The sequence below is a fragment of the Mycobacterium sp. IS-3022 genome (assembly GCF_001500065.1).
GTDB lineage: Bacteria > Actinomycetota > Actinomycetes > Mycobacteriales > Mycobacteriaceae > Mycobacterium.
On the sequence record NZ_LQIN01000012.1, the window covers coordinates 245244 to 262375 of the forward strand.

The 17132-nt window shown below is 67.7% G+C and carries 14 protein-coding genes and 1 tRNA gene; 10 read left to right on the forward strand and 5 right to left on the reverse strand.

Going from position 1 to position 17132, the window contains the following annotated elements; translation table 11 throughout:
• Window positions 1–3: 3 nt before the first annotated feature.
• The 7 genes from AU188_RS10535 to AU188_RS10565 all read left to right on the forward strand — a co-directional run bounded on the left by AU188_RS10535 (window position 4) and on the right by AU188_RS10565 (window position 7921).
• Complete coding sequence (locus tag AU188_RS10535; RefSeq protein ID WP_059163646.1) at window positions 4–2001, forward strand: acetyl-CoA carboxylase biotin carboxylase subunit; 1998 nt, start codon at window positions 4–6, stop codon at window positions 1999–2001.
• Window positions 1998–3158 carry an acyl-CoA dehydrogenase family protein gene (locus AU188_RS10540; protein WP_059163647.1) on the forward strand — a complete coding sequence of 387 codons (1161 nt, stop codon included), beginning with the start codon at window positions 1998–2000 and terminating at the stop codon, window positions 3156–3158. Before AU188_RS10535 ends, AU188_RS10540 begins: the two co-directional genes overlap by 4 nt.
• On the forward strand, window positions 3155–3655 hold the full coding sequence (locus tag AU188_RS10545; protein WP_059163648.1) for a MaoC family dehydratase: 501 nt from the start codon (window positions 3155–3157) through the stop codon (window positions 3653–3655). Before AU188_RS10540 ends, AU188_RS10545 begins: the two co-directional genes overlap by 4 nt.
• Window positions 3655–4473: an HpcH/HpaI aldolase/citrate lyase family protein gene (locus tag AU188_RS10550; RefSeq protein ID WP_059163649.1), complete on the forward strand. Its 819-nt coding sequence runs from the start codon at window positions 3655–3657 to the stop codon at window positions 4471–4473. The genes AU188_RS10545 and AU188_RS10550 overlap by 1 nt, the downstream gene beginning before the upstream one ends.
• A gap of 100 nt (window positions 4474–4573) precedes the next feature.
• Complete coding sequence (pdhA, locus tag AU188_RS10555) at window positions 4574–5674, forward strand: pyruvate dehydrogenase (acetyl-transferring) E1 component subunit alpha (RefSeq protein ID WP_059163650.1); 1101 nt, start codon at window positions 4574–4576, stop codon at window positions 5672–5674.
• A gap of 76 nt (window positions 5675–5750) precedes the next feature.
• Window positions 5751–6749 carry an alpha-ketoacid dehydrogenase subunit beta gene (locus AU188_RS10560; RefSeq protein WP_286137405.1) on the forward strand — a complete coding sequence of 333 codons (999 nt, stop codon included), beginning with the start codon at window positions 5751–5753 and terminating at the stop codon, window positions 6747–6749.
• Between the two features lie 5 nt (window positions 6750–6754).
• On the forward strand, window positions 6755–7921 hold the full coding sequence (locus tag AU188_RS10565) for a dihydrolipoamide acetyltransferase family protein (protein WP_502687605.1): 1167 nt from the start codon (window positions 6755–6757) through the stop codon (window positions 7919–7921).
• Here AU188_RS10565 and AU188_RS10570 read toward each other — a convergent pair whose 3' ends face one another.
• From AU188_RS10570 to AU188_RS10590, 5 genes are all read right to left on the reverse strand, one after another.
• Window positions 7922–8674, reverse strand: coding sequence for an enoyl-CoA hydratase (locus AU188_RS10570; RefSeq protein WP_059163653.1), 753 nt, complete (start codon window positions 8672–8674; stop codon window positions 7922–7924).
• Between the two features lie 33 nt (window positions 8675–8707).
• Window positions 8708–9085: a hypothetical protein gene (locus tag AU188_RS10575; protein WP_059163654.1), complete on the reverse strand. Its 378-nt coding sequence runs from the start codon at window positions 9083–9085 to the stop codon at window positions 8708–8710.
• Between the two features lie 28 nt (window positions 9086–9113).
• Window positions 9114–10541 carry a PE-PPE domain-containing protein gene (locus AU188_RS10580; RefSeq protein ID WP_059163655.1) on the reverse strand — a complete coding sequence of 476 codons (1428 nt, stop codon included), beginning with the start codon at window positions 10539–10541 and terminating at the stop codon, window positions 9114–9116.
• A gap of 69 nt (window positions 10542–10610) precedes the next feature.
• A complete protein-coding gene (locus AU188_RS10585) occupies window positions 10611–11363 on the reverse strand; it encodes an acyl-[acyl-carrier-protein] thioesterase (protein WP_059163656.1) in 753 nt (250 codons plus the stop codon).
• A gap of 34 nt (window positions 11364–11397) precedes the next feature.
• Window positions 11398–11470 (reverse strand) — tRNA-Arg (locus tag AU188_RS10590).
• A gap of 153 nt (window positions 11471–11623) precedes the next feature.
• Between AU188_RS10590 and AU188_RS10595 the strand changes: the two genes are divergently transcribed.
• From AU188_RS10595 to AU188_RS10605, 3 genes are read left to right on the forward strand one after another with little or no spacing between them, the layout of a single operon-like run.
• On the forward strand, window positions 11624–13108 hold the full coding sequence (locus tag AU188_RS10595; RefSeq protein WP_059163657.1) for a wax ester/triacylglycerol synthase family O-acyltransferase: 1485 nt from the start codon (window positions 11624–11626) through the stop codon (window positions 13106–13108).
• Window positions 13105–14769: an HAD-IB family hydrolase/lysophospholipid acyltransferase family protein gene (locus AU188_RS10600; RefSeq protein ID WP_059163658.1), complete on the forward strand. Its 1665-nt coding sequence runs from the start codon at window positions 13105–13107 to the stop codon at window positions 14767–14769. The genes AU188_RS10595 and AU188_RS10600 overlap by 4 nt, the downstream gene beginning before the upstream one ends.
• Window positions 14766–17111 carry a glycerol-3-phosphate 1-O-acyltransferase gene (locus AU188_RS10605; protein ID WP_059163659.1) on the forward strand — a complete coding sequence of 782 codons (2346 nt, stop codon included), beginning with the start codon at window positions 14766–14768 and terminating at the stop codon, window positions 17109–17111. The genes AU188_RS10600 and AU188_RS10605 overlap by 4 nt, the downstream gene beginning before the upstream one ends.
• Window positions 17112–17132 lie beyond the last annotated feature (21 nt).

The window sequence follows — 17132 nt, forward strand, 5'->3', positions numbered from 1 at the left end:
GACATGAACTTCGACACTGTTCTGGTGGCCAACCGCGGCGAGATAGCCGTGCGGGTCATCCGCACGCTGCGGGCGATGGGTATCCGCTCGGTCGCGGTGTTCAGCGATGCCGATGCCGGTGCTCGCCATGTCGCCGAGGCCGACGTCGCGGTCCGCATCGGGCCGGCGGCCGCACGGGAGAGCTACCTCGACATCGACGCGGTGATCACGGCAGCCCGACGGACCGGCGCGCAGGCTGTGCACCCCGGCTACGGATTCCTCTCGGAGAACGCGCAATTCGCCGCTGCGCTGCAGTCCGCCGGGATCGTGTTCATCGGCCCACCGGTCGGTGCGATCCAGACGATGGGGGACAAGATCGCGGCGAAGGCCGCGGTATCCGCCTTCGGGGTGCCCGTGGTGCCCGGCGTGTCCCGGCCGGGCCTGACCGACGACGATCTCGTCGCGGGCGCCGCAGAGGTCGGCTTCCCGGTCCTGGTAAAGCCGTCGGCGGGCGGCGGGGGCAAGGGTATGCGTGTCGTGCACGAACCCGCTGAGTTGCCGGCCGCCCTTATCTCGGCGCGTCGCGAGGCCGCCGCCGCGTTCGGCGACGACACGCTGTTCCTCGAACGGTTCGTGTTGAACCCGCGCCATATCGAAGTGCAGGTGCTCGCCGATGGCTACGGCGCCGTGGTGCATCTCGGCGAACGCGAATGCAGCCTGCAGCGGCGCCACCAGAAGGTCGTCGAGGAGGCGCCGTCCCCGCTGCTGGACGAGGCGACGCGGGCGCGGATCGGCGCGGCCGCGTGCGACACCGCGCGCAGCGTCGACTACACCGGTGCGGGCACCGTCGAGTTCATCGTGTCCGCCGATCGGCCCGACGAGTTCTTCTTCATGGAGATGAACACGCGCCTGCAGGTCGAGCACCCGGTCACCGAAATGGTCACCGGCATCGACCTCGTCGAGCAGCAGGTGCGCATCGCGGCGGGGGAGAAACTGTCGATCGCGCAAGCCGACATCAGCATGTCCGGGCACGCGATCGAGGCTCGTGTCTACGCCGAGGACCCGGGGCGCGGCTTCCTGCCGACCGGTGGCCGGGTGCTCGACCTGGCCGAACCGCAGGGGCCCGGCGTCCGGGTGGACTCCGGCCTGACCCGGGGTTCTGTGATCGGCAGTGACTACGACCCGATGCTGTCGAAGGTCGTCGCGCACGCCGACGACCGAGCCGGTGCCCTACGGGCTTTGGACCGGGCGCTGGCGCAGACCGCGGTCCTCGGTGTCACCACGAACATCGAGTTCCTGCGTTTCCTGCTCGCCGATCCCGGCGTCGTGGCCGGGCGGCTCGACACCGGTTTGCTCGACCGCCGAAGCCCGGACTTCCGCTCGGCGATCGCCGAGGATGCCGACCTCGTCGCGGCCGCGGCGTACAAGTGGCTGCGGGCGTGGCCGCAACCGGTCGGTGACCTGTGGGCCGTCCCGTCGGGCTGGCGAATGGGCCGGCACGCGCCGACCACGTACCGGTTGCGATCGGGGGAGCGCACCGACCACGTCCACCTGAGCGGCACGCCGACGGCGGCCAGTGTGGTGATCGAGGACGGCCAACCACGTTCCCTCTCAGCCTCTCTCGACGCTGACCGGTTGGCAATCACGTTCGACGGCGTGCGCACCGACTACGTCGTCGCAGCCGAGGACCCAGGGATCTGGCTGGCCGGTGCCGGTCGCACCGTCGCGGTCGAGGAAGTCCGCGAAGCCCCGGTGCGCCCCGAAGACGCGCACAGCGGCGACGCCGAGCTGACCAGCCCGATGCCCGGATCTGTTGTCGCCGTCGGAGTCACCGACGGGGAACGAGTCGCGGCAGGCGCCGTCGTGGTGACCGTCGAGGCGATGAAGATGGAACACGCTTTGGCCTCTCCGGTCGACGGCGTGGTGGAACTCCTTGTCGCCGAGGGCGATCAGGTGAAGGTGGGCCAGCCGCTGGCACGAGTCGCCGCGGAGACCACCACAGCGGAGAAGGAAGAGCTATGACTGAATTTCTGGCCACCGGCATGCTGCCGGACCACTACGAACAACTGGCCAAGACGGTCCGCGACTTCGCCCAGAGCGTCGTGGCGCCCGTCGCGGCCAAACACGACGAAGAACACTCGTTCCCGTACGAGGTCGTCGCGGGGATGGCCGACATGGGCCTGTTCGGCCTGCCATTCCCCGAAGAGTACGGCGGCATGGGCGGCGACTACTTCGCGTTGTGCCTCGCGCTGGAGGAACTCGGCAAGGTCGACCAAAGCGTCGCGATCACGCTCGAGGCTGGTGTGTCACTGGGCGCGATGCCGGTGTACCGGTTAGGGACCGAGGAACAGAAGCAGCAGTGGCTGCCGCTGCTGGCAAGCGGCAAGGCGCTCGGTGCGTTCGGGCTCACCGAAGCCGGCGGCGGTAGCGACGCAGGCGCCACGAAGACGACGGCCAGGCTCGACGACGGGCACTGGGTGATCAACGGGTCCAAGCAGTTCATCACGAACTCGGGCACCGACATCACCAAGCTCGTCACGGTTACGGCCGTCACCGGCGAAAGCGGTGGCAAGAAAGAGATCTCGGCGATCCTGGTGCCCGTTCCGACGCCGGGCTTCACCGCCGAACCGGCATACAACAAGGTGGGCTGGAACGCGTCGGACACCCACCCGTTGAGTTTCGACGATGTGCGGGTGCCCGAGGAGAACCTGCTCGGCGAACGCGGCCGGGGCTACGCAAACTTTCTGCGCATCCTCGACGAAGGCCGCATCGCGATCGCCGCGCTGTCGGTCGGATCCGCGCAGGGTTGCGTCGACGAATGCGTCCGCTACGCCAGGGAACGCGAGGCGTTCGGCGCCGCGATCGGCACCTACCAGGCGATCGCATTCAAGATCGCGCGGATGGAGGCCCGGGCGCATATCGCTCGCACGGCCTACTACGACGCCGCCGCGCTGATGCTGGCCGGAAAGCCGTTCAAGAAGGCGGCTTCGATCGCCAAGATGGTTGCCAGTGAGGCCGCGATGGACAACGCCCGCGATGCAACGCAGATCTTCGGGGGCTACGGCTTCATGAACGAGTATTCCGTCGCGCGGCACTACCGCGACAGCAAGATCCTTGAAATCGGTGAGGGCACAACCGAAGTGCAGCTGATGCTGATCGGGCGGGAGCTGGGTCTGTGAGCGGACAAGACGCTTCGAGGAAGGTCGTGATCCAGCGTGGTTTGTGGTACGAGGAGTTCGAGACCGGTGTGCTGTACCAGCACCGGCCGGGGCGCACCATCACCGAGGCGGACAACGTCCTGTTCACGACGTTGACGATGAACACCCAGGCGCTGCATCTGGACGCCGCGTTCTCAGATGCGTTGCCGCCGTTCAACCAGCGGCTGGTCAACTCGATGTTCACGCTGTCCACGCTGGTCGGGCTGTCGGTGGCGCAGCTGACGCAGGGGACCATCGTCGGCAATCTCGGGTTCGGCGAGATCGCGTTCCCGAAGCCGCTCTTCCACGGCGACACGCTGTACGCGGAGTCCGAGGTGCTCGAGAAGCGGGAGTCGAAGAGCCGGCCGGGTGAGGGCATCGTGACATTCGCGCACACCGGCCGCAACCAGCACGGTGACATCGTTGCGACGGCGTCGCGCAAGACGATGGTGCGCATGAAGCCGGCGGAGCAGAGCTGATGGCGCTCGACAAGCCGGGCGTCGCATGGCTGTTCTGCCCGGCCGACCGCCCCGAACGATTCGAAAAGGCCGCCGCTGCCGCCGATGTCGTGATCCTCGACCTCGAGGACGGGGTCGCGGGCAAGGACCGCGAAGCCGCCCGCGCCGCCCTCGTCGATAGTTCGCTGGACCCGGCCCGCACGGTGGTGCGGGTCAATCCGAGCGCCACCGCCGATCACCAACTGGACCTCGAGGCGCTGTCGAAAACCTCCTACACGACGGTCATGCTCGCCAAGACCGAGGACCCGCAACAGGTGCGCGACCTGGCGCCGCTGGACGTCGTGGTGCTGATCGAGACGCCGCTTGGTGCGCTGGCGGTGACCGATCTGGCGCGAATGGACAACGCGGTCGCGTTGATGTGGGGCGCCGAGGACCTGTTCGCGGTCACCGGCGGCACGGCCAACCGCTATCCCGACGGCAGCTACCGCGAGGTCGCCAGGCACGTGCGGTCGCAGACGCTGCTGGCGGCCAAGGCGTACGGGCGGCTGGCGCTGGACTCGGTGTTCCTCGACATCAAGAACCTCGCCGGTCTTCGCGCGGAGGTCGACGACGCGGTGGCCGTCGGTTTCGACGTGAAGGTCGCGATCCATCCGTCGCAGGTCGCGGTCATTCGGGAGGGCTATGCTCCGTCGGCTGAGCAGGTCGAATGGGCGCGACACGTGCTGGCTGCCGCCCGCGATGCCAGGGGTGTCTTCCAATTCGAAGGCATAATGGTGGATGCCCCAGTACTGCGGCGGGCAGAGCGCATCGTCGCGTTAGCGCCACACCCCGGCGACTAGCCGACACCCCCACACCGGGGGCCTGCTCTGAACGTCTCCGTGCTGAGCACCTCAGTCGCCTGACGGCGCGATCCGCCGTTCAGTGACCCTAGGAGGCGGTATGGCAGGGTCTGTTCAGGCATCCCTGGATGTCGAGTTGCAGCCGGTTCAACTGGTCGCCCCGGACGGGACGCCGACCACCTCGAGCGCCGCCTCTCGATACCGCCGAGACCTCCCACCCGAGACGTTGTCGTGGCTTTATGAGTCGATGGTCGTCACGCGCGAAATCGACACCGAGTTCGTCAACCTGCAGCGACAAGGCGAGTTGGCGCTGTTCGCGTCGTGCCGCGGGCAGGAGGCCGCGCAGATCGGCGCCGCGGCCTGCCTACGCAAGACCGATTGGCTGTTCCCGCAGTACCGGGAGATCGGCACGTTCCTGCTGCGCGGGATCACTCCCGCCCAGATGGGCGCCGTGTGGCGCGGCAAGTGGCACGGCGGGCTCGGGTTCACCGAGAAATGCGTCGCCCCGATCGCGATCCCGATCGGCACGCACGGACTGCACGCGGTCGGTGCCGCGATGGCCGCGCAACGCCTCGGCGAGGATTCGGTGACGGTGGCGTTCCTCGGCGACGGCGCCACCAGCGAGGGCGACGTCCACGAGGCCTTCAACTTCGCCGCGGTGTACCGGGCGCCGTGCGTGTTCTTCGTGCAGAACAACCAGTGGGCCATCTCGGTGCCCGTCAGCAAGCAACTGGCCGCGCCGTCGATCGCGCATCGTGCCCTCGGCTACGGCATACCCGGCGTCCGCGTCGACGGCAACGACGTGCTGGCCTGCTATCAGGTGGTGGCGGAGGCGGCAGCTCGTGCACGCGACGGTTGTGGCCCCACGCTGATCGAGGCCATCACCTATCGCATGGGACCGCACACCACCTCCGACGACCCGACCCGCTACCGCTCGCAGGAGGAGGTCGACGCATGGGCGGCCCGCGATCCGATCAGCCGCTACCGCACGTATCTGAAGTCGATTGACGTCTGGACCGACCGGCTCGAGGAACGGGTACGGGCCAGATCGAAACGGCTGCGTGCCGAATTGCGCGATGCGCTCGTCGGGGCCGAGGACTTCGACGTCTCCGAGATTTTCGACACCGTCTATCACGACATCACGCCCGACCTGGCGGCCCAACGCGAACAACTGACGGCCGAACTGGCGAAGGAGGCGTGACATGACCCAGATCATCGAACGGCCCCCGATGCACGGCGACGATGCACCGGAGCCGCGGGGACCGCTGCTGACTCCGATGCCGGCGGACTCTGTTCTGCCGACGCTGACGATGGCGCAGGCCATCAACCGCGCCCTGCACGACGCGATGGCCTCCGACGATCGGGTGCTCGTGTTCGGCGAAGACGTCGCCACCCTCGGCGGCGTGTTCCGGGTCACCGAGGGCCTGGCCGAAACCTTCGGCGAGCAGCGCTGTTTCGACACCCCGCTGGCCGAGTCGGCGATCGTCGGCATCGCAGTCGGAATGGCCATCCGCGGACTCGTGCCCGTCCCGGAGATCCAGTTCGACGGGTTCGCTGCCCCGGCGTTCGATCAGATCGTCAGTCATCTGGCCAAGTACCGGATGCGCACCCGCGGCGACCTCGACATGCCGGTGACCATCCGCATCCCATCCTTCGGCGGAATCGGTGCCGTCGAACATCATTCCGAGTCCACCGAAACCTATTGGCTGCACACCGCCGGGTTGAAGGTGGCGGTGCCGTCGACGCCGTCGGATGCGTATTGGCTGCTGCGCCAGTCGATCACCAGCCGCGACCCCGTCATCTACCTCGAGCCCAAGCGCCGGTACTGGACGCGTGAACCGGTCGACACCACGACGCCGGGTCTTCCGCTCGGTCGGGCGGCGATCCGGCGTGCCGGCGCGGACGTCACCGTGGTGACATACGGTCCGCTGGTCGCCACCGCGCTGAGCGCAGCGGAAATCGCTGCCGAGCATCATGATTGGAGTATCGAGGTGCTCGACCTGCGCACGTTGAACCCGTTGGACTTCGACGCGGTCGTCGAATCGGTGCGACGCACCGGCCGGGTCGTGGTGATGCACGAAGGGCCGCGCACCTTGGGCTTCGGCGCCGAACTGGCCGCCCGAATCCAGGAGGAACTCTTCTACGACTTGGAGGCGCCGGTGTTGCGGGCGACCGGGTTCGACACGCCGTATCCGCCTGCCCGGCTGGAGAAATTGTGGCTGCCCGGGGTGGACCGGCTGCTCGACTGCATCGAACGAACGTTGGAGCAGCCGTGAGCGTGATGGATTTCCGGGTTCCCGATCTCGGCGAGGGACTCGAAGACGCGACGATCACCGCGTGGAGCGTCTCGGTCGGCGACGACGTCGAGTTGAACCAGACGCTGTGCACCGTCGAGACCAACAAGGCCGAAGTCGAGATCCCGAGTCCCTACGCGGGCCGCGTCGTCGAACTCGGCGGGCGCGAGGGCGACACGTTGCCCGTCGGCGCCACGCTGGTGCGCATCGCGACCGACGCCGAGCCGCCCGCCGAGAAGCGCAAACCCGTACTCGTCGGGTACGGCGCCGATGACGCCATGGACAACAGCAGGCGGTCGAGCGCGCCGTCGCCACACCGCGGTCGCGCCAAACCGCCGGTCCGGAAGCTGGCGGCCGAGCTCAACGTGGACCTGGGCGCGCTGACCGGTTCCGGTCCCGACGGTGTCATCACCCGCGAGGATGTGCTCGCAGCCGCGGGCCGATCCGCGCCGAGCCCGGACATGGTGGCGGTACGCGGTGTACAGGCCGAGATGGCGCACCGAATGACATTGTCACGCAGGGAGATTCCGGACGCCCACGGCTCTGTCCAGGTCGACGGCACGAACCTGCTCCGGCTGCGCGACCGGCTGGGCGACCGAGCCGAGGAGGACGCGCCGGTCACGCCGTTCGTGCTGACGCTGCGGCTGTTGACGATCGCGCTGCGACATCACCCGAACCTGAACGCCACCTGGGTCGACACCACCGACGGCGCGCAGATCCATCTGCATTCGGCCGTGCATCTCGGCTTCGGGGTCGCGACGCCGCGCGGCCTGTTGGTGCCGGTGGTCAACGATGCGCATCTCAAGACGACTCGGGAACTGGCGACGACGGTTGCCCGGCTGATCCGGGAGGCCCGGGCCGGCACCGTCAAGCCGACGGAACTGCAGGGCTCGACGTTCACCGTGTCGAACTTCGGGGCGCTCGGACTGGATGAGGGCGTGCCCGTGATCAACTACCCCGAGGCCGCCATCCTCGGTGTCGGCTCGGTCAAGCCGCGCGCGGTCGTCGTCGACGGTGCAGTCGTCGCGAGGCCCACGATGAACCTGACCTGCGCCTTCGACCATCGCATTGCCGACGGTGCGCAGGTGGCAGCCTTCCTGGGAGAACTGCGCGACCTGATCGAAGCACCGGACACGGCGCTGCTCGATCTCTAGCTATCTGCGCCGGGCGGCGGCGAGGCGCTGCTGAAACTCCGGCGACTGGATCGAGGCGGCCTGCGGGCCCAACTCGATGCCGACCGCGACGCCGTGCTGGTCGGTGTCCACGGCGCCGGGGTTGGCCGTCGCCCGCATCGACGCCTTGGTCGACAGCACCACCTCGCGCGGTGCGCCGGCCGGGCCTGCGGCCAACTCGCGGGCGGCGGCCACCGGATCGTCGGCGACCGCAAGCGCCAACCCGTGCCGCACGGCCGATTCCGCGTCGAAGCGCATGCCGAACAGCAGCGAGGCGCGCGCCACCTGCGGCCCCACGGCGCGCTGCAGCATCCAGGTCGCGCCACCGCCCGGGTGGATGCCCAGCTTCTGGAAGCGTGGGTCGAACAGTGCCGCCGGCCCCGCGATGCGCACGTCGGCGGCCAGCGCCAGGTTCAGTCCCGCCCCGACGGCTGCCCCGTTGACCGCCGCGATCGTCGGAAGCGTGCAGTGGGCGACCGCCAGGAAGCCGTCGTAGATCTTGCGCAAGCCGTCCTCGGTGGCCTTGCCCAGCGCGCTCAGATCCGCGCCCGCGCAGAACGCCTTGCCCGCGCCGGTGACGATCAGCGCATGCACATCGGGGTCGGCCTCGGCGGCATCGACCGCTTCGCGCAGCGCAGCGGATATCTCGAACGTGACGGCGTTGCGGCGTTCCGGGTCGTTGACGGTCAGGACGGCGATGCGGTCCTCGATGTGGACCAGTACCGGATCAGACACCCGCTCAGCCTAATGACCGATGCCGGACCGCCTTCAGTTGGCGACCGTGAGCGTGACGTTGTGCAGTGCCACGGCGACGTCGGTGGGCAGGATGTCGACGAAGGTCGGGGCGTTACGGTCGGCCGGCGCCGAGGCGATCACATTCGCGGGATAGCTGGGGCTGCACGGGAAGTTGTGGCATCGGTACCAGAAGCCCTGTGCGCTCTGGTACGGCGCCATGCTCGGTGCCTGGTCGACCCGGTAGCGGCCCGGTTCGATCGTTGCCGTCGCCCACCCCGGCCGGGGATTGGTGATGACGTTGAAGACGCCGTTGCTGCCATAGCTCGGCGGGCCGGCGTGCGCGGGTGCCGCGAGCGCGCCCGTCAGCACTGCACTGGCTGCCAGGGCCGCAAGGCCGCGCCCGGTGTTCACGTCGACGAGTGTATCGAGCGCGTGCGCGTTACGCGGCGGCGTCGGCGTTTCCGGCAGCCGAGTCCTTGGTGTCGTCCTGGGTGTCGGTATCGGTGTCGCTGCCGATCGGGTCTGAATCGATCGGCTCGGTGTCGACCTGCTCCGACGGAGCTGTGGTGATCGACTCTTCTTCGGCTGCAACGTCTTCCGGATCGTCTTTGGTGTCGTCCACACCGAGGGCCCCGGGCTCGGCCTTCAGGCTGTCCCGCACGACGTTGATCTGCGGCTTGCGCTTGACCGCTGACGGGGTGGTGGCCCGCTCGGACCCTTCCGACGTCGCCGTCATGGATCGTTGCTCGGTGTCCTCGGTGTCCTGGGTGCCGTCGTTGTTGATCTTGGTGGCCGGCTCCTGCGACTGAACGGGCGGAGAAACCGACGTAAGGCCCTGCTGGATCGCGGTCGGCACCTTCGCCGCGGTGGCCAACAGCTCGGCGGGCGAGGGGAAGAGCCGGGCCGGGCGGTAGGCGCTGGGGTCGCTCGGTATCGGGTTGCCGCCGTAGTACGCCGAGTCGACGACGACCTTCAGCAGCGGTCCGGTCAGATCGGCGATCTGGTCACCGAAGACGTCGCGGATCAGCCGGGTCAGCGGCAGCTCTTCGGCGGTGTACGTCACGTAAGTCGTGTTGTCTCTGGTGGTGACGTACGCCGTGATCCTTTCCCCGGGGAAGCTGCACCGCGCGTCGGGGCAGTCTCGAGCCGCGCCGCCGCTGGCCAGGATTGCGCAGGTGTTCGCATTGCACGAGACGGTCGGCTTCCCCTCGGCGTCGACCGGAAGGTCGCGCTCGGACTGGTTCAGGCGCGTGTAGAGGTAGCCCACCAACGAGTTGAGCGCGGCCACCGGGTTGAGGACGTCCGCCGGGGCGTTGGAGTTGTAGTCGTACTCGTAGCCGATGTTGACGGCGCGCAGGGCGGGCACGTCACTCGGAGTCGGGATCGGGTTGACCCCGATCAGCGCGAACCACGGGTATCTGGTGCCGAAACCGCCGTCGGGCCGCGCGACGTCGTTGTCGAGGATGAACACGGTTTGATCTAGGTCGGGTCGGTCCCGCAGCAGCAGCAAACTGGCATTGGCCGCGCCCCAGCCGGAGGCCAGCACCGCGTTGCGCTCGCCGATGTTGTCATCGAGCGCCTGCTGGATGCCGGCGGGCCCGGTGCGAAAGTCGACGTAGACGATGTCGTTGCCGCCGTCGTAGTTCGTGTAGATGGGATCGTTGAACTTCCCGCCGAAGAAGTCGGCGACGCCCTCGCCGGTCGGGTTGGTCGAACTGCCGACGACGATCAGGGCAGACAGGTCCACGAGCGTTGCCGAGATGGAGGCCGGATGGGTTACGGCCAGGCCGACGACACTCGTCGCTACGCCGGCTGCGGCGACGGTCATCGCGAACCTCGTCGCTCGCTTGCCCCCGGATCCGGCCATCTCGTCGTCCTTCCCACCCCCACGCAGCAAACGTGCGCCGATGCCGGAAATGGTACGCGAGGCCGGCGGCTACAGTTTGGCGATCAGCGCTGCTGCGCGGACGTCATCGCCGACGGTCAACGCGATGTGCACCGCATCGTCGCGCTGCGCCCACCGGAGGCTGACATCCTCGCCGTAGCGGATCGGCCTGCGGTACTCGACGACCGCGCGATACGGGGCGCGGCACACCTCGGGGGCCAACGGCATCACTTCGTGGACGGCGTGCCAGTAGGCGGTGTTGGTGACGTGCTCGAAGATGTCGATGTCGGTGCGCCGCAACGGAAAAGGTGTCACCTCGGTGACGCCGTCGAGGTTCGTCAGCCAGGGCCGCCACTTGAGGCGCAGCTCGTCGGTGGTGGTCGCGAACCGCGCGATCAGGCTGTCGGAGGCGCGCTGCGGCGTCAGCGTCTTGCTGTTGATGGCAATCCAGAAGCCCTCGGTCTCGATCCGGCCGCCATCGCTGCCGACCAGGTCGACGCGCATCGTGCACCATCGGGTCGACAGCGCCGAGCACCACCGACTGAACGAGACCTCATTGGGAAACTCGATCGGCTCGATGACGTCGATGACGGTGCGCTGGACAAGCCAGTGCGGGTGGTCGTCGGCCTCGCCGGCATCGACGAGGTTCTGCGCGCCGACCTCCTGGATGTAGCGCGCCACGCCGTCCAGACGCAGATGCAGGTTGCCGTCGATGTCGCCGGTCGCGACCGGCCACGCAGTGCGGTAGACGTAACCGGTCTGCGGTAGCGGACTCAGCCGACGCTCGACGTCGTTGGTTGGCATCGGGTCATGTGTAGCAGGCCGGATACTCATCGAGCGCCCCCGGCAGGACTCGAACCTGCGGCCGACCGCTTAGAAGGCGGTTGCTCTATCCGCTGAGCTACGGGGGCAGCGCACTCACCCTAACGGAAATGCCGCAAACCGATGGATGACCTCAACCCGCCTACCTGCTGGCAAGACAGCTAGTAAAGGGCTCTCGCGTGGACCGACGGCCGACTAGCGTGGTGGCCACAGCAGTCACGGTGAGGAGGTTGCGACGGCCCATGAGCGACGTGCCGGAACTCGATGCGGCGGGACTGCCCGAGGAACTCAGCCCGCTGGACCAGATCCTGCACCGTGGTGAGGCCAACCCGCGCACCCGCTCAGGGATCATGACCGTCGAGATTCTCGACTGCGCTCCGGACTGGGATACGTTCCGCGCCAAGTTCGACACCGCCTCCCGCAAAGTCCTGCGACTGCGGCAGAAGGTCGTGATGCCGACGCTGCCGACCGTGGCGCCGAGGTGGGTCGTCGACCCCGACTTCAACCTCGACTTCCACCTGCGGCGCGTGCGCGCCCCGGCACCGGGCACCTTCCGCCAGGTGCTCGACATCGCCGAGGTCGCTGCTCAGTCGCCGCTCGACATCTCCCGGCCGCTGTGGACGGCCACGCTCGTCGAGGGGCTCTCCGGCGACCGCGCCGCGCTCGTCGTTCACCTCAGCCATGCGGTCACCGACGGTGTCGGCGGTGTCGAGATGTTCGCCAATCTCTACGACCTCGAGCGTGACCCGCCGCCACAGCCGGTCCCGCCGCTTCCCATTCCGCAGGACCTGTCGCCCAACGACCTGATGCGCCAAGGGATCAACCGGCTGCCCGGCACCATCGCAGGTCGGATGCGCGGAGCGCTGTTCGGCGCCGCGCACGTCGCGGGCGAGGTGATCCGCGATCCGATCTCGCGGTTGGGCAGCGTCGTCGAGTACGCGATGTCGGGCGCGCGAGTGGTCGGGCCCGTCGCGGATCCGTCTCCGGTGCTGCGGCGCCGCAGCCTGTCGTCGCGCAGCGAGGCGATCGACATCGAGTTCGGCATCCTGCATCGAGCCGCCAAGGCGGCGGGTGGCTCGATCAACGACGCGTACCTGGCCGGCGTGTGCGGCGCCCTTCGGCTGTACCACGAAGCCAAGGGCGTGCCGATCGACACGCTGCCGATGGCGGTGCCTGTCAACCTTCGGTCCGACGCCGACCCGGCCGGCGGAAACCGGTTCGCGGGCATCAATCTCGCTGCGCCGATCGGTCTCAGTGATCCCGAGGTGCGCATCCGGCACATCCGCTCGCAGATGACCACCAAGCGCGAGGAACGGGCCATCGACATGGTCGGCGCCATTGCCCCGTTGGTGGGCCTGCTGCCCGATTCGGTGCTCGAGTCGATGGCCGGGTCGTTCGTCAATTCCGATGTCCAGGCCAGCAATGTCCCGGTGTATGCGGGCGACACGTTCATCGCCGGCGCGAAAGTCCTGCGGCAGTACGGGCTCGGCCCGCTGCCGGGGGTGGCGATGATGGTGGTGCTGGTGTCGCGCTCCGGCTACTGCACGATCACCAGCCGCTACGACCGCGCTGCGGTCACCGACCAAGAGTTGTGGGCGCGCTGCCTGCTGGCGGGATTCGATGAGGTCCTCGCCCTCGGTGGCGACGGTCGAGCCGAACCCGCCTCGTTCAGTGTCGAAGCGACGTCCGCCATTTCCTCGTCACCCAATGGGAGTGCAGCGCAATGACTTCGCCAAACGGTCAGGCCTCGCGGCGCACCATGCGACTGCCGGGCTCGGTCGCCGAGATCCAGGCCAGCCCGCAAGGACCCGAGGTGGGCGCGTTCTTCGATCTCGACGGCACCCTGGTCGCCGGCTTCACCGGTGTCGTGATGACGCAGGACCGATTCCGCCGCCGTCAGATGTCCATGGGCGAGTTCATCGGCATGGTGCAAGCGGGCCTCAATCATCGACTGGGTCGCTCGGAGTTCGAGGATCTGATCGGCAAGGGTGCGCGCATGCTGCGCGGCAACTCGCTCGCCGACGTCGACGAGCTCGCCGAGCGGCTGTTCGTTCAGAAGATCGTCAGCCGCATCTATCCGGAGATGCGGGAGCTGGTGCGCGCGCACATGTCTCGCGGTCACACCGTCGTGCTCAGCTCATCGGCGCTGACGGTGCAGGTCGAGCCCGTCGCGCGGTTTCTGGGCATCGAAAATGTGCTGAGCAACAAGTTCGAGATCGAGGAGAACGGGTTGCTCACCGGCGAGGTGAAGCGACCGATCATCTGGGGGCCGGGAAAGGCCAGGGCGGTGCAGAAATTCGCCGCCGAGCACGGCGTCGACCTGGCCAAGAGCTACTTCTACGCCGATGGTGACGAGGACGTCGCGCTGATGTACCTCGTCGGAAACCCCCGGCCGACGAACCCGGAGGGCAAGCTCGCCGCCGTTGCGGCCAAACGAGGCTGGCCGGTGCTGCGCTTCACCAGTCGCAGTGGCGCAAGCCCGATTTCGCAACTGCGCACGGTTGCGGGAATCGCGGCGATGGGTCCGATCGCGGCCGGCGCGCTCGGCCTGGGTCTGCTGACCCGTAACAAGCGCACCGGCGTCAACTTCTTCACCGCGGCCTTCGGTCGGACGCTGATGAGCACGATCGGCATCAACGTCAACGTGCTCGGCAAGGAGAACCTGACCAAGCAGCGGCCGGCGGTGTTCCTGTTCAACCACCGCAACCAGGCCGACCCGTTGATCGCGGGCCACTTGGTGGATACCAATTTCACGTCGGTGGGAAAGAAGGAACTGGAGAAGGATCCGATTGTCGGCACCCTCGGCAGGATCATGGACGCCGCATTCATCGACCGCGAGGATCCGCAGAAGGCGGTCGAGGGGCTGAAGAAGGTCGAGGAGTTGGCCCGCAAGGGACTGTCCATCCTGATCGCCCCGGAAGGCACCCGGCTGGACACCACCGAGGTCGGGCCGTTCAAGAAGGGTCCCTTCCGGATCGCGATGTCGGCCGGAATTCCGATCGTGCCCATAGTGATTCGCAACGCCGAGGTGATCGCCGCCCGCGATTCGAGCACCTTCAATCCCGGGACGGTAGACGTGGTGGTGTACCCGCCGATACCTGTCGACGACTGGACGCACGACAACCTTGCCGAACGCATCGAAGAGGTACGTCAGCTCTACCTCGACACGCTGCGAGACTGGCCGCACGACGAGTTGCCCACGCCGGAGCTCTACACCCGCAAGGCGTCGGCGACGAAGAAGGCGGCCGCCAAGAAGCCCGCGCCGAAGAAGGCCGCGAAGAAGACGCCTGCCAAGTCCGCTGCCAAGAAGACGGCGGCCAAGTCTGCGGCCACGAAGACGGCGGCCAAGAAGTCGGCAACGAAGACCGCCGGGAAGGGCCGTCCGTGAAGCCCTCCGCCGACCAGTACGCACCCTTCACGCCCACCGGTGACGCGCTGGTCCTGGCGTCGGCTTCTTCTGCGGCCGAACGGGATCTGCTCAACGACTGGCTCGATCGGGAGCGGCGCGAAAACCCCGGCTCCAAGATCGACGTGCTGCTGTTGCCCGACGACGATCCACCGCCCGGCGTGCTCGCCCAGCTCGTGGGTGAACTCGAAGCCGGCGATGACCGCTCCGTCGTACCGGTGCGCGTGTTCTGGGTGCCGGGCGGATTGCCCACCCGCTCCAAGGTGGTGGCGTTGATCTCCGGCCGGGACACCTACCGTCCGCCGGAGATCCTGCAGCGCCGCATTCTGCGCCGCGACCCGTCGCGGGCCCGTGTCGTCGCCGGTGAACCCGCGAAGGTCTCCGAGCTGCGTCAGCAATGGGCCGACACCACCGTCGCCGAAAACCCCCGGGAGTTCGCGCGTTTCGTGATCCGCCGGGCAATCCTTGCCATCGAACGCGTCGAACTGCGGCTGTTGGGCCCGGAGTACAAGTCACCGCGACTCATCAAACCGGAATTGTTGGCGTCAGCTCGCTTCCGGGAGGGCCTGGAGCGCATCCCGGGCGCGAACCTGGACGCCGCGGGGGAGATGCTCGACGAGCTGTCGACCGGGTGGAGCCGGTTCTCGGTCGACCTGATCCCATCGCTCGGGCGCGCGATATTCAGCCGCGGCTTCGATCCGAACATCGATTACGACCGCGCTGAAGTCGAGGTGATGCGCCGCAATCTGGAGAATCATCCGGCCGTGCTGCTGTTCTCGCACCGGTCCTACCTCGACGGTGTGATCGTGCCGGTTGCGATGCAGGAGAACCGGTTACCGCCGGTGCACACGTTCGCGGGGATCAACCTATCGTTCGGCTTCATGGGGCCGCTGATGCGCCATTCCGGCGTGATCTTTTTGCGCCGCAAGCTCGACGATCCGCTCTACAAGTATGTGCTGCGGCAGTTCGTCGGCTACATCGTGGAAAAGCGGTTCAACCTCAGCTGGTCGATCGAGGGCACCCGGTCGCGAACGGGAAAGATGTTGCCGCCCAAACTCGGACTGCTCGCCTACGTGGCCGACGCCTACCTCGACGGTCGAAGCGAGGACATCCTGTTGCAGCCGGTGTCGATCAGCTTCGACCAGTTGCACGAGACAGCCGAATACGCCGCCTACGCCCGCGGCGGTGAGAAGACGCCCGAAAGCCTGTCGTGGATGTACAACTTCATCAAGGCGCAGGGCGAGCGCAACTACGGCAAGATCTACGTCCGCTTCCCGGAGGCCGTGTCGATGCGCGAGTACCTCGGCGCGCCCCACGGTCCGATGACCACCGATGCCGATGCCAAACGCCTTGCGCTGCAGAAGATGGCGTTCGAGGTGTCGTGGCGGATTCTGCGCGCCACACCGGTGAACGCCTCCGCCCTGGTCTCGGCGCTGTTGCTCAGCACCCGTGGAGTGGCGCTGACGCTCGACCAGATTCACCACACGCTGCAGCCGTCGCTGGACTACCTCGAGCGCAAGCAGACCCCGATGACGAACAGCGCGTTGCGGTTACGCACGGCGGACGGTGTCCGGGCGGCGCTCGACGCGCTGTCCAACCGGCATCCCGTGACGTGTGTGGAAGGCGGTCGTGAGCCCGTCTGGCGAATCGCGCCGGAGGACGAACACGAAGCGGCGTTCTACCGCAACACGCTCATCGACGCGTTTCTGGAGACCTCGCTCGTCGAGCTGGCGCTCGTGCACGCCGGACGCGCGGAATCCGACCGGCTCGAAGCGTTCTGGTCGCAAGTGATGCGGCTGCGCGACCTGCTGAAGTTCGACTTCTACTTCGCCGACTCGGCGGCGTTCCGTGAGCACGTCGCCGAAGAGTTGTCCTGGCATGACGGTTGGGAAGAGCAGGTCTCGGCGGGCGAGCAACAGGTCGACGCGCTGCTGCGCACCAAACAACCTCTGTTGGCCGCCGCCATGCTGCGACCGTTCTTCGAGGCCTACGAGATCGTCGCCGACGTGCTGCGCGATGCACCCGCCGAGATCGGCGAGAAAGACCTGACGAAAAAGGCACTCGGACTGGGTAACCAGTACGTCGCGCAGAGCAGGGTGCGCAGCAACGAGTCGGTGTCGGCGCTGCTGTTCGCGACGGCCCGCCAGGTCGTCGCCGACCAGCATCTGCTGGAGCCCGCCGCCGATCTGGTCGAGCGGCGTACCGCGTTTCGCGATGAGCTCCGCGCGATCCTGCACGACATGGACAAGGTGGAGCAGATCGCCCGCGAGCAGTTCTACGCGCGCGAGATCGAGCGTCGCGCCGCGCGCCGCGGGACGACCTGAGCCGCTTGAAGAAGCCTGGTC